This is a genomic window from Novosphingobium piscinae, assembly GCF_014230355.1.
GTDB classification, from domain to species: domain Bacteria; phylum Pseudomonadota; class Alphaproteobacteria; order Sphingomonadales; family Sphingomonadaceae; genus Novosphingobium; species Novosphingobium piscinae.
Genome location: NZ_JACLAX010000003.1, coordinates 49,729 through 75,762, shown reverse-complemented (window position 1 = coordinate 75,762; position 26,034 = coordinate 49,729). Strand labels below are relative to the sequence as shown.

At 70.0% G+C, this 26,034-nt stretch carries 22 protein-coding genes; 13 read left to right on the top strand and 9 right to left on the bottom strand.

From position 1 onward, the window contains the following. Positions 1–13 precede the first annotated feature (13 nt). The 6 genes from nagZ to tatC all read left to right on the top strand — a co-directional run bounded on the left by nagZ (position 14) and on the right by tatC (position 3,982). Positions 14–1,036 (top strand): beta-N-acetylhexosaminidase, encoded by a 1,023-nt coding sequence (nagZ, locus tag H7F53_RS04025; protein WP_185678204.1) that lies wholly within the window; start codon positions 14–16, stop codon positions 1,034–1,036. Next, entirely contained in the window at positions 1,036–1,803 is a 768-nt protein-coding gene (locus H7F53_RS04020; protein ID WP_185678203.1) for a segregation and condensation protein A, read from the top strand. Before nagZ ends, H7F53_RS04020 begins: the two co-directional genes overlap by 1 nt. Then, a complete protein-coding gene (gene scpB, locus H7F53_RS04015) occupies positions 1,800–2,408 on the top strand; it encodes an SMC-Scp complex subunit ScpB (protein WP_185678202.1) in 609 nt (202 codons plus the stop codon). Before H7F53_RS04020 ends, scpB begins: the two co-directional genes overlap by 4 nt. A 66-nt stretch (positions 2,409–2,474) precedes the next feature. Next, entirely contained in the window at positions 2,475–2,708 is a 234-nt protein-coding gene (locus tag H7F53_RS04010; RefSeq protein ID WP_379542782.1) for a twin-arginine translocase TatA/TatE family subunit, read from the top strand. Positions 2,709–2,729: 21 nt separating this feature from the next. Continuing rightward, positions 2,730–3,158 carry a Sec-independent protein translocase protein TatB gene (tatB, locus tag H7F53_RS04005; RefSeq protein WP_185678200.1) on the top strand — a complete coding sequence of 143 codons (429 nt, stop codon included), beginning with the start codon at positions 2,730–2,732 and terminating at the stop codon, positions 3,156–3,158. Next, the gene (gene tatC, locus H7F53_RS04000) at positions 3,155–3,982 is read left to right on the top strand and encodes a twin-arginine translocase subunit TatC (protein WP_185678199.1); all 828 of its coding nucleotides are present in this window, start codon (positions 3,155–3,157) and stop codon (positions 3,980–3,982) included. The genes tatB and tatC overlap by 4 nt, the downstream gene beginning before the upstream one ends. Positions 3,983–4,059: 77 nt before the next feature. Here the strand turns inward: tatC and H7F53_RS03995 are convergent, their stop codons facing one another. Together H7F53_RS03995 and H7F53_RS03990 are read right to left on the bottom strand one after the other, a co-directional pair. Then, positions 4,060–5,757 carry an amidohydrolase gene (locus H7F53_RS03995; protein ID WP_185678198.1) on the bottom strand — a complete coding sequence of 566 codons (1,698 nt, stop codon included), beginning with the start codon at positions 5,755–5,757 and terminating at the stop codon, positions 4,060–4,062. 89 nt (positions 5,758–5,846) lie between these two features. Beyond that, positions 5,847–6,746: an NAD(P)-dependent oxidoreductase gene (locus H7F53_RS03990; protein WP_185678197.1), complete on the bottom strand. Its 900-nt coding sequence runs from the start codon at positions 6,744–6,746 to the stop codon at positions 5,847–5,849. Positions 6,747–6,907: 161 nt separating this feature from the next. Between H7F53_RS03990 and H7F53_RS03985 the strand changes: the two genes are divergently transcribed. The 6 genes from H7F53_RS03985 (at position 6,908) to H7F53_RS03960 (ending at position 18,459) form a co-directional block, all read left to right on the top strand. Further along, complete coding sequence (locus H7F53_RS03985) at positions 6,908–7,285, top strand: hypothetical protein (protein WP_185678196.1); 378 nt, start codon at positions 6,908–6,910, stop codon at positions 7,283–7,285. 43 nt (positions 7,286–7,328) lie between these two features. Beyond that, positions 7,329–8,582, top strand: a complete 1,254-nt coding sequence (locus H7F53_RS03980) for a threonine ammonia-lyase (RefSeq protein WP_185678195.1) — start codon at positions 7,329–7,331, stop codon at positions 8,580–8,582. 187 nt (positions 8,583–8,769) lie between these two features. Beyond that, positions 8,770–9,603: an arginyltransferase gene (locus tag H7F53_RS03975; RefSeq protein ID WP_185678194.1), complete on the top strand. Its 834-nt coding sequence runs from the start codon at positions 8,770–8,772 to the stop codon at positions 9,601–9,603. A gap of 19 nt (positions 9,604–9,622) precedes the next feature. Then, the gene (locus H7F53_RS03970; RefSeq protein WP_185678193.1) at positions 9,623–11,830 is read left to right on the top strand and encodes an autotransporter assembly complex protein TamA; all 2,208 of its coding nucleotides are present in this window, start codon (positions 9,623–9,625) and stop codon (positions 11,828–11,830) included. Then, a complete protein-coding gene (locus H7F53_RS03965) occupies positions 11,830–16,032 on the top strand; it encodes a translocation/assembly module TamB domain-containing protein (RefSeq protein WP_185678192.1) in 4,203 nt (1,400 codons plus the stop codon). Before H7F53_RS03970 ends, H7F53_RS03965 begins: the two co-directional genes overlap by 1 nt. A 141-nt stretch (positions 16,033–16,173) precedes the next feature. Then, the gene (locus tag H7F53_RS03960; protein WP_185678191.1) at positions 16,174–18,459 is read left to right on the top strand and encodes a putative bifunctional diguanylate cyclase/phosphodiesterase; all 2,286 of its coding nucleotides are present in this window, start codon (positions 16,174–16,176) and stop codon (positions 18,457–18,459) included. Between the two features lie 19 nt (positions 18,460–18,478). Here H7F53_RS03960 and H7F53_RS03955 read toward each other — a convergent pair whose 3' ends face one another. The 7 genes from H7F53_RS03955 to H7F53_RS03925 all read right to left on the bottom strand — a co-directional run bounded on the left by H7F53_RS03955 (position 18,479) and on the right by H7F53_RS03925 (position 25,066). Next, positions 18,479–18,979, bottom strand: a complete 501-nt coding sequence (locus H7F53_RS03955) for a CHAP domain-containing protein (protein WP_185678190.1) — start codon at positions 18,977–18,979, stop codon at positions 18,479–18,481. A gap of 133 nt (positions 18,980–19,112) precedes the next feature. Next, positions 19,113–19,865: a hypothetical protein gene (locus H7F53_RS03950; protein ID WP_185678189.1), complete on the bottom strand. Its 753-nt coding sequence runs from the start codon at positions 19,863–19,865 to the stop codon at positions 19,113–19,115. A gap of 290 nt (positions 19,866–20,155) precedes the next feature. Then, entirely contained in the window at positions 20,156–21,565 is a 1,410-nt protein-coding gene (glnA, locus tag H7F53_RS03945) for a type I glutamate--ammonia ligase (RefSeq protein ID WP_185678188.1), read from the bottom strand. A gap of 103 nt (positions 21,566–21,668) precedes the next feature. Further along, complete coding sequence (locus tag H7F53_RS03940) at positions 21,669–22,007, bottom strand: P-II family nitrogen regulator (RefSeq protein ID WP_185678187.1); 339 nt, start codon at positions 22,005–22,007, stop codon at positions 21,669–21,671. Positions 22,008–22,276: 269 nt separating this feature from the next. Then, complete coding sequence (argC, locus tag H7F53_RS03935) at positions 22,277–23,200, bottom strand: N-acetyl-gamma-glutamyl-phosphate reductase (RefSeq protein ID WP_185678186.1); 924 nt, start codon at positions 23,198–23,200, stop codon at positions 22,277–22,279. Continuing rightward, entirely contained in the window at positions 23,197–23,550 is a 354-nt protein-coding gene (locus tag H7F53_RS03930; RefSeq protein ID WP_185678185.1) for an SH3 domain-containing protein, read from the bottom strand. The genes argC and H7F53_RS03930 overlap by 4 nt, the downstream gene beginning before the upstream one ends. Positions 23,551–23,680: 130 nt before the next feature. Beyond that, positions 23,681–25,066, bottom strand: coding sequence for a leucyl aminopeptidase family protein (locus tag H7F53_RS03925; protein WP_185678184.1), 1,386 nt, complete (start codon positions 25,064–25,066; stop codon positions 23,681–23,683). A gap of 106 nt (positions 25,067–25,172) precedes the next feature. Here H7F53_RS03925 and map point away from each other — a divergent pair, with 106 nt between their 5' ends. Next, on the top strand, positions 25,173–25,997 hold the full coding sequence (map, locus tag H7F53_RS03920) for a type I methionyl aminopeptidase (protein WP_185678183.1): 825 nt from the start codon (positions 25,173–25,175) through the stop codon (positions 25,995–25,997). The last annotated feature ends 37 nt before the right edge of the window (positions 25,998–26,034 follow it).

Genomic DNA, 26,034 nt, shown 5'->3' with positions numbered 1-26,034 from the left:
CGATTCCCGGGCCATGGTTCCCGCGATCTTCGGCCTGTCCGGCCCCCGGCTCACCGCCGACGAGCGTGCCTTCTTCGCCGACGCCGACCCGGCGGGCTACATCCTGTTCGGCCGCAACATCGAGAGCCGCGACCAGCTGCGCGCGCTGACCGACGATCTGCGCGCGATCCACGGGCGTGAGCGCCTGCTGGTGACGATCGATCAGGAAGGCGGCCGGGTGGCCCGGATGAAGCCGCCGGTCTGGCCGGCCTTCCCGACCGGCGAGGCGTTCGACCGGCTCTATGATCTGGCCCCAGCCAGCGCGATCGAGGCGGCGCGGTGCAATGCCGAGGCGCTCGGGCTGGAGCTGGCCGAGGCGGGGATCTCGTCGGACTGCTGGCCGGTGCTCGACGTGCGCGAACCGGGGGCCCATGACGTGATCGGGGATCGCGCGCTGGGCGCCGAACCGCTGCGGGTGGCGGCGCTGGGCCGGGCGATCCTGGATGGGCTGGCCCGCGCCGGGGTGGTCGGGGTGGTCAAGCACATGCCCGGGCATGGCCGCGCACTGGCCGACAGCCACCACGAGCTGCCCACCGTCACCGCTGACGCGGCCGCGCTGGAGCGCGACCTGGCCCCGTTCCGCAGCCTTGCCGGGGCGCCGATCGGCATGACCGGGCACATCCTGTTTCCCGCCTGGGACGCCGAGCGGCCGGCCACGCTGTCGCCCCGCATCATTGCCGAGATCATCCGCGGGCGGATCGGCTTTGGCGGGTTGCTGCTGACCGACGATCTCGACATGGCGGCGCTGCAGGGACCCGTGCCAGAGCGGGCCGCGCGCGCGCTGGCGGCGGGCTGCGACGTGGCGCTCAATTGCTGGGCCCGGCTGGACGACATGATCGGCATCGCCCGCGCCTGTCCGGTGCTGCGCGAGGACAGCGCCGCCCGGCTCGCCGCCGCGCTGGCCGGGATCGGTCCGCTGGTCGCCGATCCGGCGCGCGGCGCGGCGCTGGTGGCGCAGCGCAACAGCCTGCTGGCGCTGGCCGGCACCCCGGCCTGATGCCGCTGCCGGCCGACTCGCCGCCCGGGTCGCCGCCGGATGACGAGGCCGCGCTGGTCCTGTCGCTCGACGGCTGGGAAGGGCCGCTCGACCTGCTGCTCGATCTCGCCCGGCGGCAGAAGGTGGACCTGCGGCGGATCTCGATCCTCGCGCTGGTCGACCAGTATCTCGATCATATCGAACGCGCGCGCGCCCTGCGGCTCGAGCTGGCGGCGGACTATCTGGTGATGGCTGCCTGGCTGGCCTATCTCAAGAGCGGGCTGCTGCTCCCGCGCGAAGCGCAGGAGGAGCCCAGCCCCGAGGAGCTGGCGCTGCGGCTGCAGCTGCGGCTGCAGCGGCTGGCGGCGATGCGCGAGGCGGCGGCGCGGCTGCTGGCGCGCGACCGCTTGGGGCGCGACGTGTTTCCTCGAGGAAACCCTGAGGGCCTCGCGGTCGACCGGCACCAGCAGTGGACCTGTGACTGGTTCGACCTGGTCCAGGCCTATGGCCAGGTGAAGGCGCGCACGGCGCCGGTGGTGCACATGGTGCGTGATCGCATGGTGATGACGCTCGAGACCGCGCTGGCGCGGGTCTCGGCGATGCTGGGGGTCAGCCTAGACTGGGTCGAGCTGCGCGACCTCCTGCCCGACCAGCCCGATCCGCAGCTGCGCCGCTCGGCGCTCGCCTCGAGCTTCGTCGCCGCGCTCGAGCTGGCCCGGCTGGGCAAGGCCGAGCTGGCCCAGGCCGAGCCGTTCGGACCGCTCCGCCTGCGCGGGGTGCCGGGATGAACGCGCCACCCGACGATCTGGTCCGCGCGGTCGAGGCCACGCTGTTCGCCGCGACAGAACCGCTGACCGCGGCGGCGATTTCGGCGCATCTGGGCGGGGCCGTGGTCGAGCCGGCGCTGGCGGCGCTGGCAGAGCACTATGCCGGGCGCGGCATCGAGCTGGTCGTGCGCGGCGAGCGCTGGCATTTCCAGACCGCCCCCGATCTCGCCCACCTCCTGCGGCGCGATCGCGAGGAGGTGCGGCGCCTGTCGCGCGCGGCCACCGAGGTGCTGGCGATCGTCGCCTATCATGAGCCGGTCAGCCGCGCCGAGATCGAATCGATTCGCGGGGTGCAGACCGCGCGGGGCACGCTCGACGTTCTGCTCGAGGCCGGTTGGGTCCGTGCGGTGGGCCGGCGCGAGGTGCCGGGGCGGCCGGTGATCTATGCTACGACGCCCGCCTTCCTCTCGCACTTCGGCCTGCAGTCGCGCCGCGACCTGCCGGGGATCGACGAGTTGCGGGCCGCAGGCCTGCTCGATCCGGTCGATGTCGCGCTGCTGGCGGCACTGGAAACCGGGCCCGACGGCACTGCCACTGGCAATACGCAGGAAAACGCCCTAGATTAGCCGGATAACGGGGCCTATGGGCGAGAGTCTGGCAGAGGCTTCGCCGTTGTCTCAGGAGTTGATTTGATGGGTCTTTCGCTTCCCCACCTGCTGATCGTGGCGCTGGTCGTGCTCGTGCTCTTCGGCCGCGGCCGGATCTCCGAGATGATGGGTGACTTCGGCAAGGGCATCAAGAGCTTCAAGCAGGGCATGGCCGATGACGACAGCGCTCGTCCGGCGCCGCCGCCCGCCCAGATCCCGCCGGCCGCCGCGCCGGCCGAGCCGGTGGCCCAGCAGTCGAGCGACCAGCTGCCGCGCTGATCCGACGCCGGCCGCACCCGCATGTTCGATATCGGCGCCGATGAACTGCTGCTCACGGCGGTCGTCGCCATCGTGGTGATCGGCCCCAAGGATCTGCCGCGGGCGATGCGCGTGGCGGGCAAGTGGGTGGCCAAGATGCGGCGCATGTCCAACGCTTTCCGGTCGGGCTTCGAGAACATGGTGCGCGAGGCCGAGCTCGAGGAGATGGAGCGCGAGTGGAAGGAGCGCAACGCCGCGATCATGGCCGCGCATCCCACCGTGGTGGTCGACCCCGACGGTGATGCGGCCGCCGCCGCCGCCGCCGCCGAGGGGCAGCCGCTGGCGATCGAGCACTGGGCGGCCCCGGCCGAACCGGGCGCGGCGGCGCAGGACAGCGTGGCCACGGCTTCCTCCGCCGCGCCGGCGCCGGCCGTCATCCCGGCCGAGCCGACCGCGCGGGAAGGCGCATGACCGTGCCCTTCCGCATCGACGACATCGACGAGACGCAGGCGCCGCTGCTCGATCACCTGCTCGAGCTGCGGACCCGGCTGATCCGCTGCATCATCGCGCTGGCCATCACCTTCGCGGTCTGCCTCTATTTCGCTGAGGACATCTTCGGCTTCCTCGTCCGCCCGCTCACCGCGGCCTTTCCGCCGGGGCAGGGCCACCTGATCTACACCAAGCTCTACGAGGCGTTCTTCGTCGAGCTGAAGGTGGCCCTGTTCGCCGCCTTCTTCGTGTCGTTCCCGATCATCTCCAACCAGCTCTGGGCCTTCATCGCCCCCGGGCTCTATGCGCGGGAGAAGAAGGCCTTCCTGCCCTTCCTGATCGCCACCCCGGTGCTGTTCACCGGCGGCGCGGCGCTGGCCTATTATGTGGTCATGCCCACCGCCTTCCGCTGGATGATCGGCTTCCAGGGCATGCGCGGCGGGCTCAAGCTCGATGCCACCCCGGCGATCGGCGAATACCTGTCGATGGTGATGCAGTTCATCCTCGCCTTCGGGATCAGTTTCCTGCTGCCGGTGCTGCTGCTGCTGCTCAACCGCGCCGGGATCGTCACGCGCCAGCAGCTCACCGCCGCGCGGCGCTACGTGATCGTGGCGATCACCGCCGTGGCCGCGGTGATCACCCCGCCCGACGTGGTCTCGCAGCTGATGCTGGCCATCCCTTTGCTGCTGCTGTTCGAGGGCTCGCTGCTGTTCATGCTGTTCACCGAACGCCGCGAGGCCAAGGAGAAGGCGGATGAGCAGGCGGCGGAGCCGGGGCTGCCCGCGGCGACCGGTTCAGACAGCTGAGCCCGAGCCGGGTCAGGCCGGACCCGCGGTAACGATCCCCGGGCCAGACCGCCGCGTTCGGGTTAACCGGCCGACCCTCAGGGCGTCGTCGCGCTCGCTGCTGCCCAGACCTTTTGCCCACCGACCCAGGTCTCGAGCACCCGTGTCGCGCGCAGTTCGGTGGCGCTCGCCAGCAACGGGTCGCGGTCGATCAGGATGAAGTCGGCGCGCAGGCCGGGGGCGAGGCGGCCGAACTTCGTCTCGGCGAAACCGGCGAAGGCCGCGTCGGTGGTGTAGGCCGCCAGGGCCTGCTCGCGGGTGACGCGCTCCTGCGGCTGCCAGCCGCCATAGGGCTGGCCGTTCTCGTCGGTGCGGGTGAAGGCCGCGGCCCAGCCGGCCCAGGGGTCGGGCAGTTCGACCGGCGCGTCCGAGCCGAAGGCCAGCCGTCCGCCGACCTTGAGCACCGAAGCCCAGGCATAGGCCCCGGCAAGGCGGCCAGGACCGAGCCGCGCCTCGGCCATCAGCCGGTCGGAGGTCTGGTGCACCGGCTGCATCGAGGCAATCGTGCCGAACCGCGCCAGCCGCGGGATGTCGACCGGATCGATCACCTGGGCATGCTCGATCCGCCAGCGCCGGTCGCCCTTGTAGGTTTCGGACAGTTCGCCGATCGCGTCGAGCACGTCAGCATTGGCCTTGTCGCCGATGGCGTGGACCGCGACCTGGAACTTGTCGATCGCGGCGCGGCTCATCAGGTTGCGCAGCTGCACCCCGTCCAGCAGCGACAGCCCGCTCTGCCCGGGAGCATCGGCATAGGGCGCCTTCAGCAGCGCCCCGCGCGAGCCGAGCGCGCCGTCCATGTAGAGCTTGACCCCACCCAGCCGCAGCCGGTCGTCATAGAGCCAAGGGGTCGGCTGGGACCCGGCGATCAGGGTCATCGCCTCGGTGCCTGCGGCATAGGCCATCACGCGCAGCCGCAGCGTGCCCAGATCCCCGGCGCGGCGGAAGGCCTGCCAGTCCTCGATGCTGGTGCCCATGTCGGCCACGCCGGTCAACCCGCGCCGCAGGAACAGCTCCTGCGCCTTGGCGAAGGCCAGATCGCGATCCTCCGGGCGCGGCTGCGGGACGACCCGGCCGACCAGCTCTTGCGCGGCATCGACCAGCACACCGGCGGGTTGCTGGGTGGCGCCCGCGCGCTCGATCCGCCCGCCCGGCGGGGCCTTGGTGGCCGCGGTCACTCCGGCGGCGGCGAGGGCGGCCGAGTTGGCCCAGCCGGCATGGCCATCGGCGCGCGACAGCCAGACCGGGCGGTCCTTGACCACGGCATCCAGCTCCGCCGCGGTGGGGAAGCGGCCCAGCCCCCAGACCTCCTGGTTCCAGCCGCGTCCGATGATCCAAGGGTGATCGGGATGCGCCGCGGCATAGGCGGCGATCCGCGCCTGGGCTTCGGCCAGCGTCCGGGTGGTGGAAAGGTCAAGCGTCAGCGCCCCGAGCCCCACCTCCATCACGTGGACGTGGGCATCAATCAGCCCCGGCATCAGCACGCGGCCCTTGCCGTCGAGCAGATAGTCGACCCTGGCGGGCCGCTTGTCGCCCTTGTGGAGGACGCGCAGCACGCGGCCGTCGCTGCCGATCAGCAGGCCGTCGAGGCGCTCGATCCGGCCGTCCTCGGTCAGGGTGAAGCCGTCGACATTGTCGATCAGCGTATCGGCCGCGGCCGGGGACGACAGCCCGAGGCCAGCGCAAGCCAGCAGGACGGCGATGATGGGGCGGCCGGGGCGAAGCGCAAGCGTGGTCATGAGGGTTCTACACAATCCTGTTCCATCGGAGATCCGTTGCGTCCGCCGCGCCAGCCCCCGCCCGGGACCCCGGTATGGACCGGCGGCAGCTACCGTTTCCGCCCCGGCAACGGCAGGCGCCGCACCAGCGCGCTCGTGTCCTCGCGGCCGCCGCCCAGGGCCTGGACCTCGGCATAGAACTGGTTGACCAGCGCGGTGATCGGCAGCGATACCCCCAGCGCGCGGCCCTCGTCCATGGCCAGGCCCAGATCCTTGCGCATCCAGTCGACCGCGAAGCCGAAATCGAACTCGTCGGCGGCCATGGTCTTCCAGCGGTTGTCCATCTGCCACGATTGCGCGGCCCCGCCCGAAATCGCCTCGTAGACCTTGTCGGTATCGAGGCGGCTCGCCTGGGCGAAGCGCATCGCCTCGGACAGGCCCGAGACGATACCGGCGATGCAGATCTGATTAACCATCTTGGCGAGCTGACCGTAGCCGGACTTGCCAATATGGACAACGCGCTGGGTATAGGCGGCGAAGATCGGCTGGGCCGCGGCGATCGCCTCGGGCCGCCCGCCGCACATCAGGGTGAGGGTGCCCTTCTCGGCGCCGATCTGGCTGCCGGTCATCGGCGCATCGACGCAGAGGATCTCCTTGTCGCGCGCCTCGACCGCGATCTGCCGGGCGATCCGCGCCGAGGCGGTGGTGTGATCGATGAACAGGCCGCCGCGGCGCAACGTGGTGAAGACCCCGTTGGGGCCGAGCACCACGTCCGACAGGTCATCATCGTTGCCGACGCAGGTCAGGATCACGTCCGCCCCGTCCGCGGCATCGGCGGGGCTGGTGGCGACGCGCACCGCCAGTCCGGGATTGGCCGCGAGCCAGGCGTCGCGGCGCGCGGGCGAGCGGTTGAACACGGTCAGGCGATGGCCGGCCGCGCCGAGGTGGCGGGCGAGGGGGCCGCCCATCACGCCGAGACCGATGAAACTGACATTGCGTGGTGTGCTCATGGCCGCGACTGTTTACCCGCAATTGCGCGCCCTGCCAGCCCTCGCATGCGCTGCGAGCCGCGATTTCCCGCGCGCCGGTCGGGGCGTCGGTGCGCGCGCGGTCCGGGGCGGAGGGACAAGCCGGCTTGGAACGGCCCGGGCGGGCCGCTAAGGGCAGGGCGATGACCCCTGCCGCCACCCGGTTCGAGCTTCCCGCCCGCCTGCTGTTCTGGGCCGCGCTGGCCTTTGCGGTGGTCATGGCCTGCCTGCCGCATCCGCCGCAGGTGCCGACCGACCGGCTCGGCGACAAGGTCAATCACATCCTCGCCTTCGCCACCCTGGCCGCGCTGGCCGCCATCGGCTGGCCCCGGGCGCCGCGCTGGCGCACGGTCGAGCGGCTGTCATTCCTCGGCGCGGTGATCGAGGTGGTCCAGTCGATCCCGGCGCTGCAGCGCGATTGCGACATCCGCGACTGGATCGCCGACACCGCGGCGATCCTGGTCGTGACCGGGCTGGCCGCGCTGTTCGCCCGCCGCGGCGGGGGCGCGCGGCCGCAATAGCGGTTCGACAAAGCGCCCGGAATATCTTAGGGGCCGCGAGGTCATGGCCACGTCCGTTCCCCTTGCCACCACGGCGCCCGCTTCGGCGCTGCTCACGCTTGCCGATGTCCAGGCCGCGGCCGCGCGGATTGCGGGCAAGGTGGTGCGTACGCCGACGCTGCACAGCCGCACGCTGAGCGCCATTGCCGGGTGCGACATCTGGCTCAAGTTCGAGAACCTCCAGTTCACTGCCGCCTACAAGGAACGCGGCGCGCTCAACGCGCTGCTCCAGTTGACCGACGACCAGCGCCGCCGCGGCGTGATCGCGGCCTCGGCCGGCAACCATGCCCAGGGCCTCAGCTACCACGGCACCCGGCTGGGCCTGCCGGTCACGATCGTCATGCCGCGCACCACACCGACCGTGAAGGTGATGCAGACCGAGGCGGTCGGTGGCACCGTGGTGCTCGAGGGCGAGACCTTCGACGAGGCCTATGCCCATGCCCGCCGGCTCGAACAGGAGCTCGGGCTGGCCTTCGTCCATCCCTTCGACGAGCCGGCCGTCGCCGCCGGGCAGGGCACCGTGGCGCTCGAAATGCTCGAGGACGCGCCCGAGCTCGACATGCTGGTCATCCCGGTCGGTGGCGGCGGGCTGGCGACCGGCATGAGCACGGCGGCGCGCGGGCTCAAGCCCGGGATCGGCCTGATCGGGGTCGAGGCCGAGCTGTTCCCCTCGATGTACAACCTGCTCAAGGGCACGCAGTACCCGCTCGGTGGCGACACCCTGGCCGAGGGCATCGCCGTGCAGGAGCCGGGGCGGTTCACCAGCCGCATCCTGGCCGAGCTGCTCGACGATTTCCTGCTGGTGCGCGAATCCGAAATGGAAAGCGCGCTGGCGCTGCTGCTGCAGATCGAGAAGACCGTGGTCGAGGGCGCCGGCGCTGCCGGGCTGGCCGCGGTGCTTGCCAATCGCGACCGCTTTGCCGGCCGCAAGGTTGGCATTGTCCTGACGGGTGGCAACATCGACACCCGTCTGCTCGCCAACGTGCTGCTGCGCGATCTCGCCCGCTCGGGCCGGCTGGCCCGGCTGCGGCTCACCCTGCAGGACCGCCCCGGGGCCCTGTTCAAGGTGATGGAGGAGTTCAACGCGCACAACATCAACATCATCGAGATCTGGCACCAGCGGATCTTCACCCACCTGCCGGCCAAGGGCCTGATCACCGATATCGAGTGCGAGGCGCGCGACCGCGAGCAGCTCGAGGCGCTGGTCGCCGCGCTGCGGGCCAAGGGTTACGATGTGAGCCAGGTCGACGTGAACTGACCCCGCCGCGCTGTTGACAGGGCTTTCCCGGTGATTGCCCTCCGGGGCATCCCTGATGGCGTGTTAAAGTTGGTTAAAGCACTTTCCTCGCGCCGCGCCTCGCAGCATAGTCATATCGAAGCGCACGACCCCTTCGTGTGCCCCGCCCCTCGCTAGGGTCGCTTGTGGATCGAGGATTGCCGGCACCGTGACCGCACCTGTCCGTTTCCCCAGGTTTTTCGTCACCAGCCCGGCGCCCTGTCCCTATCTGGCCGGGCGAATGGAGCGCAAGGTCTTCACCGAGCTCAAGGGGCCCCACGCCGATGCGCTCAACGATGCGCTCAGCCGCATCGGCTTCCGCCGCAGCCAGACCGTGGCCTATCGTCCGTCCTGCGGTGATTGCAGCGCCTGCGTATCGGTTCGCGTCGTGGCGACCGAGTTCAATCCCTCGGCCACCCAGCGGCGCAATCTCAAGCGCAACCAGGATCTGGTGGTGACCGAGTGCAAGCCCTGGGCGACCAACGAGCAGTTCGAGCTGCTGCGCCGCTATCTCGGCACGCGCCATCCCGACGGCGGCATGGCGCAGATGGACGAGGTCGATTTCGCCGACATGGTGGAACATACCCCGGTGACGAGTTTTGTCATGGAGTACCGGGAGCCTGGCGACGGGATCACTCCGGGCCGCCTCGTCGGAGCTTGCCTGACCGACCGCCAGGGCGACGGCCTGTCGATGATCTACAGCTTCTACGATCCCGCTCATGAGGCGCGTGCAGGGCTTGGCAATTTCATCATTCTCGATCACATCCGCCGCGCCGCCCGCCTCGGTCTGCCCTATGTCTATCTTGGCTATTGGGTGCAGGGCTCGGAGCGGATGCAGTACAAGGTCCGCTATCGGCCGCTCGAGCGGCTTGGTCGCGACGGTTGGGAACGACTGAGCGATGCCGAGCAGGACCACCTCATCCAGTCCGTGGTCGCCGTCCCGGCGAGCGGCGGTGCGGGGCAAGCCTCCAAGTTTCCCGCTGCCTACCCCGATCCCCGCTAGCCTGAGCCGTTTCGGACTGATGCTGCTGGCGGCCGGCGCGGCTGCCAGCCAGCCTGCCCCGCTGCGGGCACAGGCGGCAGCGCCTGCTCCGGCATCGCCTGTCCCGGTTCCGACGTCGCCGCCCCCGCCGGACAGCCCGGCGCTACCAGGGACGATCTCCCCCGATGCCGATCTGCGCGAGCTGATTCCCGATAATGCGGTGGCCGATCCCGAAGCCTGGGCCGGTGCCTCGGGCGATGCGTCCGTGGCCGAGACGCCAGCGGGCCGGGTCGATCCCACCGCCCCGCTGGCCGAGCTGCCTGGCATGACCCTGCCCTGGCCCGACGCGACCGAGCCGGTCCCGGTCCTCGCCGCGCTGCCGCCCGATCCGGATCTGGCGGCCGAGGGGACAACGGCCGTCACCCTGCCGGAGAGCACGGTCGCCTCGGGCGAGGAGATCAAGGTTTCCGGGCACCTGACCCTGGTGTTTCCCCCGCGCCTGCAGACCTTCCCCGAACGGGCGACTTTCATCGACCGGTTTTCGGCACTCTCCACACTGCTCAAGTACGACAACAAGGAGGCGACCTTCGCCCAGGTCGCTGCCCGCGCCCGCGCCGACCGCGAACTGATCGCCCAGCTGCTGCGGATCTACGGCTATTATGACGCGCTGGTCACCCAGACCGTTGGCAAGGGCGATCTCACCGCGGCCGAGGTCGGGACCGACGTGATGGTGCGCTTCGACGTCGAGCCGGGGCCGCGCTTCCGCTTCGGGGCGATCGCGCTGGGCCAGCTCGACCGGGCCGGGCCTGATGCCGTCGGGTTCCGCCAGACCTTCGCCATCGCCTCCGGCGATCCGCTCGACAACGACCGAATCGTGGCGCAGCGCAGCGCGCTCGACACCGCGCTCGGCGAGACAGGCTACGCCTTTGCCAAGGTCGGCGAGCCCGACCTGCTGGTTGATCACAAGCGGCGCGAGGGCGATCTGACCGTGCCGGTCGATCCTGGCGGCAAGTATCGGTTCGGGCCGCTGATCAGCCAGCAGCCGCGGTTCCTCTCGTCGCAGCACATTGCCGACATCGCGCGGTTCAAGCCGGGGGAGCTCTATCAGCGCACCCGCCAGGAGGACTTGCGCCGCGCGATCCTCGCCACCGGTCTGGTCGCCAGCGTCACGGTCACCCCGCGCGAATCGAGCGCCCCGGCAGCCCCGGGACAGACCGGCGAGGTGGCGATGGACGTGGCGATGGTGCCGGGCCCGCAGCGCACCATCGCGGGGCTGGTCGGTTACGAGACCGGCAACGGCTTCCGCCTCGAGGGCAGCTGGGAACACCGTAACTTCTTCCCGCCCGAGGGCATGCTGCGGTTGCGCGGGGTGGCGGGTACGCTCGAGCAGCTGGCCGGCACGACCGTGCGCTGGAACAACTGGCACGGCCGCGATCAGGTCCTGACGCTGGATGTCTATGCCAATACCGTCCAGCGCGACGCCTATACCGCGCGGACCCTGGCCTTCACCGGCAGCTTCGAGAAGCTGACCACACTGCTGTTCCAGAAGCCGTGGATCTGGTCGGCCGGGGTCGAGATCCTGGCGACGCAGGAGCGCGAGAGCGCGGTCGGCGGCCAGTCGGTGCCGCGCAACACCTTCTTTATCGCCGCACTGCCCGTGCGCGGCGCGCTCGACTATTCGGACAACCTGCTCGATCCGACCCGCGGCTGGCGCGGCGCACTGCGCATCTCTCCGGAAATCTCGAAGCAGCAGAACGGTCCGACCGTCAATTACGCCCGCATCCAGTTCGACCTGTCAGGCTACAAGGCCGTGGGCAGCCGGCTGGTACTGGCCGCGCGCGGGCGGGTGGGCAGCATCCCTGGCACGCCGCTGGCCAATATCGCGCCGTCGCGGCGGTTCTACGCCGGCGGTGGCGGATCGGTGCGCGGCTATGGCTTCCAGGAAATCGGTCCGCGCAACAATGCCGGTGATCCCTCGGGCGGGCGTTCACTGGTCGAGCTGAGCGTCGAGGCGCGCATCGGCACCGGGCTGCTCGACGGCGCGGTCGAGGTGGTGCCGTTCCTCGATGCCGGGACCGTGGCCGAATCGATCCGTCCGACGCTCACCGGGCTGCGCTACGGCGCCGGGTTGGGACTGCGCTACAAGAGCGGGTTCGGGCCGATCCGACTGGATCTCGGCACGCCGCTCAACCCGCGTCCGGGGGACAGCCGGGTGACCGTGAGCGTCGCACTGGGCCAGGCCTTCTGATGGACGGGGCCGAACCACCTGCCGCCGCCTTTGCGGCACCTCCTCCGCTGCCCGTCGCGCCGGACCCTGTCGGGCGGCGGCGCGGCTGGCAAAGCGGGCTGCTGGCGGTGCTGCTGGCGCTGGTCGGGCTGGTGGCGATCGGGCTGGTCGTGCTGGAAAGCCCGATCGGGCACCGCTTCGTGGTCGATCGCATCGCGCGCTATGCCCCGGCCTCCGGCATGCGGGTTGAGGTCGGGCGGATCGACGGAACGCTGACGGGTGCGGCAACGCTGCGCGACGTGCGCTTCTCCGATCCGCAGGGCCTGTTCCTCGAGGTGCCCGAGATCGAGCTCGACTGGCGCCCGCTGCGCTGGTTCAGCGCCGGGCTGGACGTGCGCAAGCTGATCCTGCGCCGTGGGCTGCTGCACCGCGCCCCGCGGCTCAACCCGGGCGATCCCGATGCACCGATCCTGCCCGATTTCGATATCCGTATCGATCGGTTCGAGCTGGACCGGCTGACCCTGGGCCGGGGGGTGATGGGCACGCCGCGGCGGATCGACCTGGTCGCCCGGACGACCATCCGCCAAGGCCGCGCCTACCTGCTGACGGATGCGCAGCTGGGCGGTTCGGACCGGCTCCACGCCTATCTCGACAGCGAGCCCAAGGCCGACCGTTTCGTGGCCCGGCTGGACTACAACGCGCCGCGCGGCGGCGTGCTGGCCGCGCTGGTCGGCGCGCGCGACGGCATGACCCTGCAGGTTCACGGTGCAGGCCGCTACACCGCCTGGCAGGGCCGGGCACTGGCGAAGCAGGGCGACAAGGCGCTGGCCGATCTCGCGCTGGTCAATCGGGCGGGGCGCTACAGTTTTTCGGGGTCGCTCCATCCTGGAGCCTGGGTCCCTGCAGCACTGTCCCGGGTGACGGGAGATACGGTGCAGCTGCGCGGTGCCGGCACGCTGGTCGATTCGGTGCTGGCCGGCGATCTGGCCGCGCAGGGCCGCGGGGTGGATGTCACCCTGCGCGGTACGGCGGATCTCGCCCGCAACGCGCTGCGGCAGGTCAAGCTCGTCGCACGCACGCGCGATCCCGGGCTGCTGGGGCCCGGCAGCCGGATCGAGGCGGCCCGGCTCGAGGCGACGCTTGACGGTGAACTGCGCGATCTGGTGGTTCAGCACCGCCTGACTGCGACGCGGATCGCATGGAGCGGGCTTTCGGCCGACCGGATCGTCCAACAGGGGCGCCTGACCCGCATCGACAATCGCTGGACCCTGCCCGTGGATCTCACCACCGGGCGGATCGTCACGGGCAATGCGCTGGTCGATCCGCGGCTGGCCACCGGGCGCGCGCGCGGAACCATCGTGCTCGACGGTACCCGGCTCTCGGCGACAGACCTTGTCGTCGGCGCGCCGGGTCTGGGCGCCTCGCTTCAGCTCAACGGAGACACCCGGCGCGGGGACTATCGCCTGACCGGTCCGATCGCGGCGCGCGATGTTGCCCTGGCGAACCTCGGCCTCGCCAATGCCGACCTGCGGCTCGACGCCCGCTTCGGGCGGCAGCCGTGGCTGGTCGATGCCGGGGTGCGCGGGCGAATGACCCAGGTGCGCAATGCCACGCTCACCACGCTTGCCGGGACCGGCATCCGCTTTGCCGGCGGGGTGCGGATCGGCGGGGCGCAGCCGCTGTTGCTCCAACGCTTCACCATCGATGGCAGCAAGCTGGCGGTCCAGCTCAACGGCCGCAACCGGCCGGGCGGAGTCACCACCCTGGCCGGCACCGGGCGCCACCGCGACTATGGCCGCTTCACGCTCGAGGCGGCAGTGGAGAAGGACGGCCCCCACGCGGTCCTGGTGCTGGCCAACCCGCTCCCGGCCGCTGGCTTGCGCGACGTGCGCGTGGCGCTGGCCCCGATCGCCGAGGGCTTCCGCATAGAGACCGCCGGACAATCGGCGCTGGGGCCGTTCGCGGGCCGGCTCGGCCTGTTCTCCCCGCCGGGCGGGCCGACGCGGGTGGCGGTTGAGCAGTTTTCGGTGTGGCAGACCGCGATGACCGGCGCCATGACACTCGGCGCCGACGGAGTGACCGGCGCGCTCGACCTGGCCGGGGGCGGTCTCGACGGGACATTGCGGCTGGCGCCCCGTGACGGCGGCCAGGGGTTCAATCTGGCTCTCACCGCCGAGAACGCCCGTTTCGGCGGCACCACGCCGATTGGCATTGCGCTGGCGCGGATCAGCGCCGCCGGCACCCTGGTCAATGGCCATTCCACGCTGAGCGGCACGGTGTTCGCCGAGGGTCTGCAGCAGGGCAGCCTGTTCATCGGCCGGCTTGCCGCCAATGCCGCGCTGAAGGACGGCGTCGGCCAGATCAACGCCGCGCTGTCGGGACGACGCGGCGGGCGTTTCGAGCTGCAACTTGTCGCCGACGTCAGCCCCGACCAGTACCGGCTGCTCGCGCAAGGCGACTATGCCGGGCAAAGCCTCGCCATGCCGCGGCGGGCAGTGCTGACCCGCACGACCGATGGTTGGGAACTGGCCCCCAGCCAGATCGACTTCGCCGGCGGCCGCCTGATCGCCTCGGGACGGCTGGGCGAGGAGACCCGGCTCGACCTGGCCATGGCCGACATGCCGTTGGCGCTGATCGACATCGTCGCGGCCGATCTCGGGCTGGGCGGCAAGGCCTCGGGCACGGTCGCCTGGCGCCGCAACCTTGGCGGTGCGCCCACTGCCGAGGCGCGGCTCGAGGTGCGCGGATTGACCCGCTCGGGACTGGTCCTGACCTCGCGCCCGATCGACCTCTCGCTGGTCGCGCGGCTGGCCGAGACCAGCCTGGAGACCCGTGCCGTGGTGCGCGAGGCCGGGGCCGTGCGCGGGCGGCTACAGGGCCGGATCGACCGGCTCCCGGGTGAGGGCAGCCTGGCCGAGCGGCTCAATGCCGGCACCCTGTTCGGCCAGTTGCGCTATTCCGGCCCCGCCGATGCCCTGTGGCGGCTCGCCGCGCTCGAGACCTTCGACCTCAATGGTCCGCTCGATGTCGCGGCCGACGTGACCGGCAGCCTGCGCGATCCGGTGATCAACGGCTCGCTCGCCAGCAGCGGCCTGCGGCTCCAGTCGGCGCTCACCGGTACCGATGTGCGCAACGTGACCGCGCGGGGCACCTTCGCCGGGTCGCGCCTGCAGCTTGCCACCTTCACCGGAGCAACCCGGAACGGCGGGCGGTTGAGCGGGAGCGGCATGGTCGACCTGTCCGGTCTCGGGGTTGGCCACGGCCCGGCGCTGGATCTGAAGCTGGCTGCGCGCGATGCCGAACTGATCGCGCGCGACGACATGGCCGCAACCGTCACCGGTCCGTTGCGGATCGTGTCAAACGGGGTGGGCGGGACCATCGCCGGGCGCGTCACCATCGCTGCGGCGCGCTGGAACCTGGGGCGCACCTCGGTCGCGGCCGAACTGCCCCAGGTCAGGACCCGCGAGATCAACCCGCGCGCCGACGTGGCCCCGACGCGTGCACCCGCCGCGCCATGGCGCTATCTGATCGATGCCCGCGGGGACGGCCGGATCGACGTGCGCGGGCTCGGCCTCGACAGCGAGTGGGGCGCCACCATCCGCTTGCGCGGCACGACGCTGGCTCCGGCGATCTTCGGTGAGGCGCTGCTCGTGCGCGGCGGTTACGACTTTGCCGGAAAGCGCTTCGAGCTGACCAAGGGGGTGATCCGCTTCGATGGCAACAGCCCGCCCGATCCGCGGCTCGACATCGCGGCGACCGCCGAGGTAACCAATCTGACCGCGACCGTGGCGGTGCAAGGCACGGCGGCGAAGCCCGAGATCCGCTTCAGCTCGGTACCCTCGCTGCCCGAGGAGGAACTGCTTTCGCGCTTGCTGTTCGGCAGCTCGATCACCCAGCTGTCGACGCCCGAGGCGGTGCAGATTGGCGCTGCGCTGGCCTCGCTGCGCGGCGGGGGTGGGCTCGACCCGATCAATTCGCTGCGCACGGCGATCGGGCTTGACCGGTTGCGCATCATGGGGGCCGATACGGCCACCGGGCGCGGCACTTCGGTGGCGGTCGGCAAGAACCTCGGCCGGCGCTTCTACGCCGAGATCGTCACCGACGGGCGCGGCTACAACGCGACCCAGCTGGAGTTCCGTGTGACCCGCTGGCTCTCGCTCCTGGCCAGCGTCTCCAGCCTGGGCCGGCAGGGCGTCGATGCCAAGGTCTCCAAGGACTATTGAGCCACGCGGCAGGGCCATCGGAATCCACAGGTCCGGAGTGCGGGTCCTAGCCAAAGGCTCCCACCGCCATCCGGGATTCTGCGCTGATTTGTAAGCACGTGGTTAACCAGATCTTGGGCCGGGCCCGGCCATAGGCGGGGCATGTTCATCGTCGATCGGTTAGCGCAGAAATTCCGCGGCCTGGTGCGGGCGGAGGTCGGCATGCGGCGCGCCGTGCTGGTCATCGTCGTTGCGCTGGCCACGTTCACCGCGGCCCTGGTCGGCGCCTTCCTACATGCCACCCGCACCGCCGACGAGGCCATTCGCGACAGCGAACGCCAGCTGCTCGAGAACCACCTCGACGTCACCCTGCGCGGGCTGCTCGAAACCCAGGCGATCCAGCTGAGCGGGGATGAGGGCCTGCGCAAGGTCGGACAGGGCCCGGCGATCGACGCGGCCTGGGCCGATGCCAATCTCGGCGGGTTTCTGGGCGACACCGTCGATGCCAGCGCCATGTATCTGGTCGACCCGGACGGCCGTCTCCTGCGCGCCTGGGCACAGCGGCGCCCGGCACCAGCCGCGCATTACCAGGCGCTCGCCGCCGAGGTTCGCCGTGTTGTGCCTCTGCTCGATACTCCCGCCGGGCTGAGCGGCCCGGTGCGGACCTACCGCCAGAGCGGCGCGCTGCGCTGGGCCTTCGGTGGCGACGGCCGCCCGCTGCGCCGCTGGCAGGGTCGCATCGTCCAGCACGACGGCCACCCGGCGCTGATGACCGTGATCGCGCTGCTCCCCGACCATGATTACCGTCTGCTGCGACAGGCGCCCAACCTGCTGGTGACCATCCGCAAGCTTGATCCGGCGCTGCTCGCCCGGATCGGCGAGGCGACCTTGCTCCAGGACCTGCGGCTCGACGCCGCCCCTCCGTCCGGACGGACCCGCAATGGCCTGGCACTGGTCGACAGCACCCATCGCGAGCTGGCCTGGCTGACCTGGCGACCGCACGTCGTCGGTCCGCTGCTGCTGGCCCGCACGACCCCGCTGCTGGCCGGCTATCTGGTGTTCTATTGCCTGGTCCTGGCAATCGGCCTGCTGGCCATCCGCGAGGCCATCCATGTCTCGCGCGAGCTTGCCGCCAGCGAAGCGCGGGCCCAGCACAACGCCTTGCACGATCCGTTGCTCGGCCTGCCCAACCGCACCCACGTCATGCAGCGGCTCACCTCCATGCTCGCCCAGCGCCGCGACGATGGTGAGCAGGTGGTGCTGGCCTTCTTCGACCTCGACCGCTTCAAGGCGATCAACGAAACCGTCGGCCATCACGTCGGCGACGACATTCTGGTCCAGGTGGTCGATCGCCTGCGCCAGACCCTGCGCCCGGGCGACGTGCTCGGCCGGCTGGCCAGCGACGAATTCGTGGTCGTCCGCATGGGCGACGGGCGGGCTACCGCCGACGAGCTTGGCCGCGCGCTGATGCAGCTGTTCACCGAGCCGTTCCGCGTGTTCGGCCAGACCGTCAATGTCACCGCCTCGTGCGGGCTGTCGTGGGCGCCCGAACAGGCACCCGACGCCAAGACCGTGCTGCGCAACGCCGACATCGCGCTGTTCGAGGCCAAGGCCAAGGGCCGCGCGCGCTATCGCCGTTTCACTGCCGAGATGGACGCCACGATCCGCTGGCGCCGCGACATGGAAGCCGAGCTGCGCCGGGCGATTGCCTGCAACCATCTCGCCATGGCCTACCAGCCGATCGTCAACCTCGCCGACGGCTCGATCGCCAGCTTCGAGGCCCTGGTCCGCTGGACCCACCCCGAGCGCGGCGAAATCAGTCCGGGGACCTTCGTGCCGCTGGCCGAACAGGCCGGGCTGATGCCCGAACTGGGCGACTGGGTCCTGCGCCGGGTGTTTGCCGACAGCCACGATTTCGGCACGGCCGAGATCTCGATCAACCTCTCGCCGCTGCAAATCGTCGCACGCGACTTCATCGCCACGTTGCGGCGCCTGCTGGCCGAGGAACGCGTCGATCCCAGCCGGTTCACCTTCGAGATCACCGAGGGCGTCCTGCTCGACCGGTCCGACCGGGTGCTGGGCCTGCTCGGCGAGCTTCAGGACATGGGTTTCCGCATCGCGCTCGACGATTTCGGGACCGGCTATTCGTCGCTCGCCTACCTGCGCACCTTCCAGTTCGACCGCATCAAGGTCGACCGCAGCTTCGTCCAGGGGATCGAAAGCGATGTCGATGCCCAGTCGATCCTGCGCGCCATCGTGGCGCTGGGCCGGACGCTGCGGATGAAAGTGGTGGCCGAGGGGGTCGAGACGCTGCTTCAGCAGCAGCTGGTCCATGCCGCCGGCTGCCAGTACGTTCAGGGTTTCCTCTATTGGCGGGCGCTGACGCCCGAGCAGGTGGTCAGCCTGCTCGCGACCGACCGGGTCCAGACCTACCGGCTGGCCGTGTGACCGCTGGCCAAGCCGCAACCTAGCGCTTGAGGCCGAGCGCGGCTCCGGCCGTGCGCGCGGTAGCCATCGCGGCTTCGGCGGCAGGGTAGATGAACCCGAAGGCCGGGCTCACACGCAGCCCGAGCGTGCGCGAGGGCGAATGCCAGACGCGCACCGCGCTCCAGTCGCCAGCCGCGGAGACATCGACCGCCATGACGCCGCGCTCAACCATGCCAGGACGCGACCAGTTGGCGTGGTCGAGCAGCACGTGGCGGGCGTCAATCACCTTGCTGACGACGGCAACGTGACCCATCGGCATGCTGCCGGTGGCGCGGAAGGCCAGCACCGAGCCGGGCTGCGGCGCCTGGCCGCGCTGGTACAGGCCAAGCGCGCGGGCCCACCAGTCACGGGCGTTGCCCGCCAGCTGGACCAGCGAATGGGCGCGGGCGAAAGTCACGCACTGAATCCGCGCCTGTGCCTGCACCGGCGTGCCGAGCAAGACCAGGGCCGCGCAGGCCGCACCAAGAAACCGTCCCGTCATGAATCGGTCTTGTTGCGGATGCGAAGGGATTCGGGAACCGCCGCGGCGACGGTTCGTCGGGCGCGGCAAACGGTTGGTCCCGAGTCCTTCTGGGGTGTGGACAAGTCTGCCGACCCCACCTCCTGTGGTCGGGTCAGAAGGTCTTCCCGATCTCGAAGATGATGCCATCATCCTTCCGCCCGGGCTTGTTGCTGAACTTGTAGCCCATGATGACCACCCAGCCGTCATCGTTGTGCCAGTTGAGCCCCGGAACGAAATCCCCGAACTCGTGCTTGCCGGCGAACCATTCCCCGACGATGGCCATGTCGCCCACCACATCGCCCAACGCTCCACCGATCCGGGCGCCAAGGCCGTCAAGGGGTTGTTCGATGCTGCCGACAAAATGCGTGGTGTCGCGGCCGAACAGCTGGTTCGGTCCGTGCGACACGCCCCCCGTGAGCCGGGTCCCGGTGGGCGGGAGCCGAAAGCTGACCTGGCCGAAGCTCCAGAGCCCGACCCCCTGGCCCTGCAGGTTGATCGGCATCATCTGGCCTGCACCCAGCTTGATCTCCCACTCCGGCAGACGTCGCGACCACACTGGCTGTGCGGTTTTCCATCCGGGCGCAATGGCCTGGTTGGGCTTGGTCGGGGAGCCGATGTTGTAAGTGGTCAAGGCCAACTCGAACCGGTCGGTCACGCCATAGGTCAGGAAATTGGTGGTCAGCCAGTAGCTGTTGTCATCCCACGATCGCAGCTGGCTTTCGTGCAGGAAGAAGAACCGGCCCTGCTTGGTCTGGTCAACGCTCGGCGCGTTGATGATCGTTTGCTGTGCCATCACCGGGCTGGCCACGATCAGAAGGATGAACGCCGCAAACTGCCCGATGATGAACCGGATGTCTGAACGCATGGGGCTGTCCTGTGAACTGGTTAAGGAGAGGCGACCCGATATCCTGGCGACCAGGCTCCCGCAGGACTGGCCGCGCGCCTGAGTTGGTAGGGCAAGGGCCGATTTCAAGCGTCCCTAAGTCCGTTCAAGGGCCATCCAGCGGCCATCAGGTCTTTATCTCGGCGACCCGCCGCGCACCGCCGATTCCAGGGCGCGGACCGTCTCCTTCCGCGGCCGGTATCCAGACTGAGCAAAGCAAAAGGCGCCCCGGTTGCCCGGAGCGCCTTTCCTGTTTCCCAGATCCGAAGCGATCAGGCCGAGTAGTACATGTCGAACTCGACGGCCGACGGGGTGGTCTCCCAGCGGAGCACTTCCGGCCACTTCAGTTCGATGTAGGCTTCGATCTGGTCCTTGGTGAACACGCCGCCTTCCAACAGGAAGTCGTGATCGGCCTCGAGCGATTCCAGCGCCTCGCGCAGCGAACCGCAGACGGTCGGCACTTCGGCCAGTTCGGCCGGGGGCAGATCGTAGAGGTTCTTGTCCATGGCTTCGCCCGGGTGGATCTTGTTCTTGATCCCGTCGAGGCCGGCCATCAGCAGCGCCGAATAGGCGAGATAGGGGTTGGCCATCGCGTCGGGGAAGCGGAACTCCACGCGCTTCGCCTTGGCGCCGGCGCCATAGGGGATGCGGCACGAGGCCGAACGGTTGCGGGCCGAATAGGCGAGCAGCACCGGGGCTTCATAGCCCGGCACCAGGCGCTTGTAGCTGTTGGTGGTCGGGTTGGTGAAGGCGTTCAGCGCCTTGGCGTGCTTGATGACGCCGCCGATGAAGTACAGGCACATGTCCGACAGGCCAGCGTAGCCGTTGCCGGCGAACAGCGGGTTGCCTTCCTTCCAGATCGAGATGTGGGTGTGCATGCCCGAGCCGTTGTCCTTCATGATCGGCTTCGGCATGAACGTGGCGGTCTTGCCATAGGCCTGGGCGACCTGATGCACGACGTACTTGTAGACCTGCATGCGGTCGGCGGTCTGCACCAGGGTGCCGAAGGTCAGGCCCAGCTCGTGCTGCGCCGAGGCGACTTCATGGTGGTGCTTGTCGCAGGGCAGGCCCATCTCGATCATGGTCGAGACCATCTCGCCACGGATGTCGACGAGGCTGTCGACCGGGGCAACCGGGAAGTAGCCGCCCTTGGCGCGCGGACGGTGGGCGAGGTTGCCGCCCTCGTATTCCTTGTTCGAGTTGGTCGGCAGCTCGATGTCGTCGATCGAGAAGCCGTTGCCGTTGTAGCCGTCGTAGAAGCGGACGTCGTCGAACACGAAGAATTCGGCTTCGGGGCCAACGTAGACGGTGTCGCCGATCCCGGTCGCCTTGACATAGGCCTCGGCGCGCTTCGCGGTCGAGCGCGGGTCACGGGCATAGAGGTCACCGGTCGACGGCTCGACGATGTCGCAGTTGATGATCAGCATCGGCGTGGCCGAGAACGGATCGACATAGACCGAGTCGAGGTCGGGCTTGAGGATCATGTCCGACTCGTTGATGGCCTTCCAGCCCTCGATCGACGAACCGTCGAACATCAGGCCGTCCTCAAGCTCACCCTCGCCGAGAATCCCGGCCACCATGGTGAGGTGCTGCCACTTGCCCTTGGGGTCGGTGAAGCGCAGATCAACCCACTGGATTTCCTCATCCTTGATGCGCTGGAGGATGTCGCTAGCCTTGGTCATTCGTGATCCCTTTGTTGCATTCTTTCCGATTGCCCGGGCGGGCCGGGCAAGGGGAAACCTGTGATTGACTGCCCCTGTGACGCGGAGGCCCGATCCGGCCGGATCAGATCGCCGCGTCGTCCCGTTCACCCGTACGGATGCGCAGCGCGCTTTCGATCGGGATGACGAAGATCTTGCCGTCGCCGATCCGGCCGGTCTGCGCCGCAGCGGCAATCGCCTCTACAGTGCGCTCGGCCAGCTCGTCGGGCACCACTACCTCCAGCTTCACCTTGGGCAGGAAGTCGACGACATATTCCGCGCCGCGGTACAGCTCGGTGTGACCCTTCTGGCGGCCGAAACCCTTGGCCTCGGTCACTGTGATGCCGGACACGCCGATCTCGTGCAGCGCCTCCTTCACCTCGTCGAGCTTGAACGGCTTGATGATCGCTTCGATCTTTTTCACGTCTTGTAGACCCCTGCGCAGGGCCCGGTTCCCGACGTGCCGCACGGCAGCTGTCCTGACCGGACCGGATGTCCCTTGTCTCGACCGACTTGGTATCAAGAATCGTGCCAGAGACCGTGCAGACTGCCTAGGCCAAGGGCGGCGGATCGAAAAGAGCGGATTCGTAAGATTCGTGTCGATCGTGCCGGTTGACGCGAAAGGACCTGCCGGAAACGGCGGGCTTGGACTGCCCAGAAATTGTGCGGACACTGCCTGCAAAATAGGCAGTGTCAGGCGTGGAGCCCGGCAGTCGCCGGCAGGCCGGCCATCAGGTTGAGGTTCTGTACCGCCGCGCCGCTGGCCCCCTTGCCGAGGTTGTCGAGCACCGCCACCAGCCGCGCCTGGCTGCCGTCCGCGGCGCCGAACACGTGCAGGACCATGCCATCCCAGGCCGCGGCCGAGCGCCGTAGCAGCAGTTCGTCGACCGGAGCAGCGGCGACGCTCACCAGCGGACTGTCGGCGTAGAACGCGGCCAGCGCCGCGCGCAGCGCGTCCGGCGCCGCGGCGCCGGGCATGGCGGCAAGCGGCAGCGGGATCTCGACGACCATGCCGCGGTGCGCGGGGATCACCATCGGCGCGAACACGGGCGGATGGGCCAGCCCGCACAGCCGCTGCATCTCGCCGATATGCTTGTGCCCGAGCGCGAGGCCATAGCTGCGGAAGGCGATGTCGGGATCGGCTTCGAAGCGCTCGATCAGGGCCTTGCCGCCGCCCGAATAGCCGGAGACCGCGTTGACCGTGTAGGGCCAGTCGGCCGGAAGCAGCCCGGAGCGGACCAGCGGGGCGAGCAGGGCGATGAAGCCGCTGGGGTAGCAGCCCGGGTTGGCGACCCGCGCCGCCGCGGCGATGGCCTCGCGGCCGACCACCTCGGGAAAGCCGTAAGTCCAGCCCGGCGCAATGCGGTGTGCGGTGGAGGCGTCGATCACCCTGGTGGTGTCATTGGCGATCATTGCCACCGCTGCGCGGGCCGCGTCGTCGGGGAGGCAGAGGATGACGAAATCTGCGGCGTTGAGCGCCTCGGCCCGGGCGGCGTCGTCCTTGCGCCGCGCCTCGGGGAGGGTGATCAGGCTGAACTCGGGGCGGCTCGCCAGCCGCTCGGCGATCTCCAGCCCGGTCGTGCCGACCGCGCCGTCGATGAATACGGAGCGGGTCATGGCTCGGCGTGGAGCGCCGCTGCGGGGACATAGCCGACCACACCACCCTCGTCGGTGCCGACCTGGCCCCAGGCCCAACTGCCGGCGAGGTCGAGTACCTGGAAGGGGGTGCCGGTGGGCAGGTCGGCCAGCACCTCGGCATCGGTCCGCGCTGCGCTGAACACCTGGGTTCCGGCGCCATTCACACGATGCGGCATCGGCACGACATAGTGCGGCACGAAAACCTTGCCGGCGAGTCGGATGTGCGCCAGATCGCCGCGAACCGGGAGGTGCGCGGGGTCGAGCTTCTCGCTCGGCCCGGCCAAGCCGAAGCTGACCCCGGGCGTGGTGATGGCGGCAATATCGGTCAAACCTTCCGAGACCCCTCTCGCATGCGAAGCGGCGCGCTTATACAATCGTGAGCGCACAGGCAAGGCAACGCCCGGCTCCGTCCCGATGTTGCGCAGCATGAACGGAGCCGCGCCGCCCGGCGCCGTGTGCTCATCCGCCATAGCGCCGCTGCAGCATCAGCCAGGCCGCCCGCAGCCCGAGCGCCTCGCCGCCCTTGGGCCGGCCGGGCTTGGCCACCGGGCGCCAGGCGAAGGTGTCGAAGTGGGCCCAGTCCACCCCCTCGGGCACGAACCGGTCGAGGAACAGCGCAGCGGCGATGGTCCCGGCGAAACCGTTGCTCGGCGAGTTGTTGAGATCGGCCAGGTCGGACTTGAGATAGTCGCGGTAGCCGCCCCACAGCGGCAGCCGCCAGCACGGATCGTCGCACGCCGTCCCGGCGGCCAGCAGGGCCTCGGCGGTGGCGTCGTGGCGGGCGAACAGCGCCGGCAGGTCGGGCCCCAGCGCGACCCGCGCGGCGCCGGTCAGGGTGGCGAAGTCGATCACCAGCGCCGGCTTGAGCTCGCCCGCGCGGGTCAGCGCGTCGCCCAGCACCAGCCGGCCCTCGGCATCGGTGTTGCCGATCTCGACCGACAGGCCGGCGCGGCTGCGCAGCACGTCGCCGGGGCGGAAGGCATTGCCCGCCACGGCGTTCTCCACCGCCGGGATCAGCAGGTGCAGCCGCACCGGCAGCGCGCTCTGCATGATCAGCTGGGCGAGGGCGAGGGCATGCGCCGCGCCGCCCATGTCCTTTTTCATCAGCAGCATGGCCGAACTGGGCTTGAGGTCGAGCCCGCCCGAATCGAAGCACACCCCCTTGCCGATCACCGCCACCCGGGGGTGGGCCGGATCGCCCCATTCGAGCTCGATCATCCGCGGCGCATGGGCCCGCCCGGCCGCGCGTCCGACCATGTGGACCATCGGAAAAGCGCGCTCGAGCAGATCGCCCTTGGTCACCTGCAGCTCGGCCCGGTGGGCCCGGGCCAGCGCGGTGGCCGCCGCCTCGAGCTCGGCCGGGCCCATGTCCTCGGCCGGGGTGTTGACCAGGTCACGGACCAGCTCGACCGCCGCGGCCTCGGCCAGGGCGGCCTCGATTCCGCGGACCTCGCGGGTGAGCAGCACGCGCGGCCCCTCGGCGGCGGGTTCGCTGCGATAGCGGTCGAAGCGGTACTGTGCGGTGACCCAGCCGAGCAGCGCCCGGCCGGGCGCGGGGTCTTCGAGGCGGTAGGTGCCGGCCGGAAGGACCTCGGCCAGCCGGGCCAGGCACCAGCTCGTCAGGTCGGCTGCGTCGGCCACACCGCCCAGGGCAAACCAGCCGTCGCCCTCCGGGACGATCGCGGTCTCGCCGGCGGCGCCTTCAAACCGCTGCGCCGCCAGCGCGGCGCGCTGGCCGGCGCTGAGCCGCTTCGACCATTCGGCGAAGCCGTCCTTGGTCACGAGGTGCAACGACGTGGCCTTCTGGCCGCGATCAGGCTGGAGCAGCGCGTTCTTGTCAGTCATGCCGGGCCCGTCTTGGCGCAGAGGGCGCGGCGATGCGAGCGGAAAATCGTGCCCGCGCCCGCGCGAACATCTCGCAAAACCGGGCGGGCGGCGCTACATGGCGCGGATGAACCAGTACCAGACCGTCACGGCTGAAGACACCGTCCTGCGCGACGGCACGATCAAGCTCCATGGCCCCGAGGGCTTCGCCGGCATGCGCCGCGCCGGCCGGCTGGCGGCCGAGATCCTCGACGCGCTGGTGCCCTTCGTCCAGCCGGGCGTGACCACCGGGCAGATCGACGATCTGGTCCGCCAGATGACGCTCGATGGCGGCGCCGTGCCGGCGACGCTGGGCTACCGGGGCTTTGCCCATTCGTGCTGCACCTCGCTCAACAACGTGATCTGCCACGGCATTCCGGGCGACAAGGTGCTGCGCGACGGCGACATCATCAATATCGACGTCACCCCGCTGCTCGACGGCTGGCATGGCGATTCGAGCCGGATGTACCTGGTCGGCGACGTGCCGCTGAAGGCGCGCCGGCTGATCGACGTGACCTACGAATGCCTGATGCTGGGGATCGAGCAGGCCCGGCCCGGGAAGCGGCTGGGCGATATCGGCGCGGTGATCCAGCGGCACGCCGAGGCGCATCGCTACGGCGTGGTCCGCGAGTTCTGTGGGCACGGCCTCGGCCGCCTGTTCCATGATGCGCCGGAAGTGGTTCACGCCGCGCGGGCCGGCACCGGGCCCGAGCTGCGCCCGGGCATGTTCTTCACGATCGAGCCGATGATCAACCTCGGCAAGGCGGGGGTGAAGATGCTCGACGACGGCTGGACCGCGGTGACCCGCGACCGTTCGCTGTCGGCCCAGTTCGAGCATTCGATCGGGATCACCGAGGACGGCTGCGAGATCTTCACGCTCAGCCCGGCAGGATTGCACAAGCCGCCGTATTGAGGGGGTGGGGCCAACGCGCGCCGTCCGCCCCGCTAAC

Excerpts from the sequence above, each read along its gene's own strand:
- nagZ (WP_185678204.1), top strand. The coding sequence starts at position 14 with ATGGTTCCCGCGATCTTCGGCCTGTCCGGCCCCCGGCTCACCGCCGAC.
- H7F53_RS04020 (WP_185678203.1), top strand. The coding sequence starts at position 1,036 with ATGCCGCTGCCGGCCGACTCGCCGCCCGGGTCGCCGCCGGATGACGAG.
- scpB (WP_185678202.1), top strand. The coding sequence starts at position 1,800 with ATGAACGCGCCACCCGACGATCTGGTCCGCGCGGTCGAGGCCACGCTG.
- H7F53_RS04010 (WP_379542782.1), top strand. The coding sequence starts at position 2,475 with ATGGGTCTTTCGCTTCCCCACCTGCTGATCGTGGCGCTGGTCGTGCTC.
- tatB (WP_185678200.1), top strand. The coding sequence starts at position 2,730 with ATGTTCGATATCGGCGCCGATGAACTGCTGCTCACGGCGGTCGTCGCC.
- tatC (WP_185678199.1), top strand. The coding sequence starts at position 3,155 with ATGACCGTGCCCTTCCGCATCGACGACATCGACGAGACGCAGGCGCCG.
- H7F53_RS03995 (WP_185678198.1), bottom strand. The coding sequence starts at position 5,757 with ATGACCACGCTTGCGCTTCGCCCCGGCCGCCCCATCATCGCCGTCCTG.
- H7F53_RS03990 (WP_185678197.1), bottom strand. The coding sequence starts at position 6,746 with ATGAGCACACCACGCAATGTCAGTTTCATCGGTCTCGGCGTGATGGGC.
- H7F53_RS03985 (WP_185678196.1), top strand. The coding sequence starts at position 6,908 with ATGACCCCTGCCGCCACCCGGTTCGAGCTTCCCGCCCGCCTGCTGTTC.
- H7F53_RS03980 (WP_185678195.1), top strand. The coding sequence starts at position 7,329 with ATGGCCACGTCCGTTCCCCTTGCCACCACGGCGCCCGCTTCGGCGCTG.
- H7F53_RS03970 (WP_185678193.1), top strand. The coding sequence starts at position 9,623 with ATGCTGCTGGCGGCCGGCGCGGCTGCCAGCCAGCCTGCCCCGCTGCGG.
- H7F53_RS03965 (WP_185678192.1), top strand. The coding sequence starts at position 11,830 with ATGGACGGGGCCGAACCACCTGCCGCCGCCTTTGCGGCACCTCCTCCG.
- H7F53_RS03960 (WP_185678191.1), top strand. The coding sequence starts at position 16,174 with ATGTTCATCGTCGATCGGTTAGCGCAGAAATTCCGCGGCCTGGTGCGG.
- H7F53_RS03955 (WP_185678190.1), bottom strand. The coding sequence starts at position 18,979 with ATGACGGGACGGTTTCTTGGTGCGGCCTGCGCGGCCCTGGTCTTGCTC.
- H7F53_RS03950 (WP_185678189.1), bottom strand. The coding sequence starts at position 19,865 with ATGCGTTCAGACATCCGGTTCATCATCGGGCAGTTTGCGGCGTTCATC.
- glnA (WP_185678188.1), bottom strand. The coding sequence starts at position 21,565 with ATGACCAAGGCTAGCGACATCCTCCAGCGCATCAAGGATGAGGAAATC.
- argC (WP_185678186.1), bottom strand. The coding sequence starts at position 23,200 with ATGACCCGCTCCGTATTCATCGACGGCGCGGTCGGCACGACCGGGCTG.
- H7F53_RS03925 (WP_185678184.1), bottom strand. The coding sequence starts at position 25,066 with ATGACTGACAAGAACGCGCTGCTCCAGCCTGATCGCGGCCAGAAGGCC.
- map (WP_185678183.1), top strand. The coding sequence starts at position 25,173 with ATGAACCAGTACCAGACCGTCACGGCTGAAGACACCGTCCTGCGCGAC.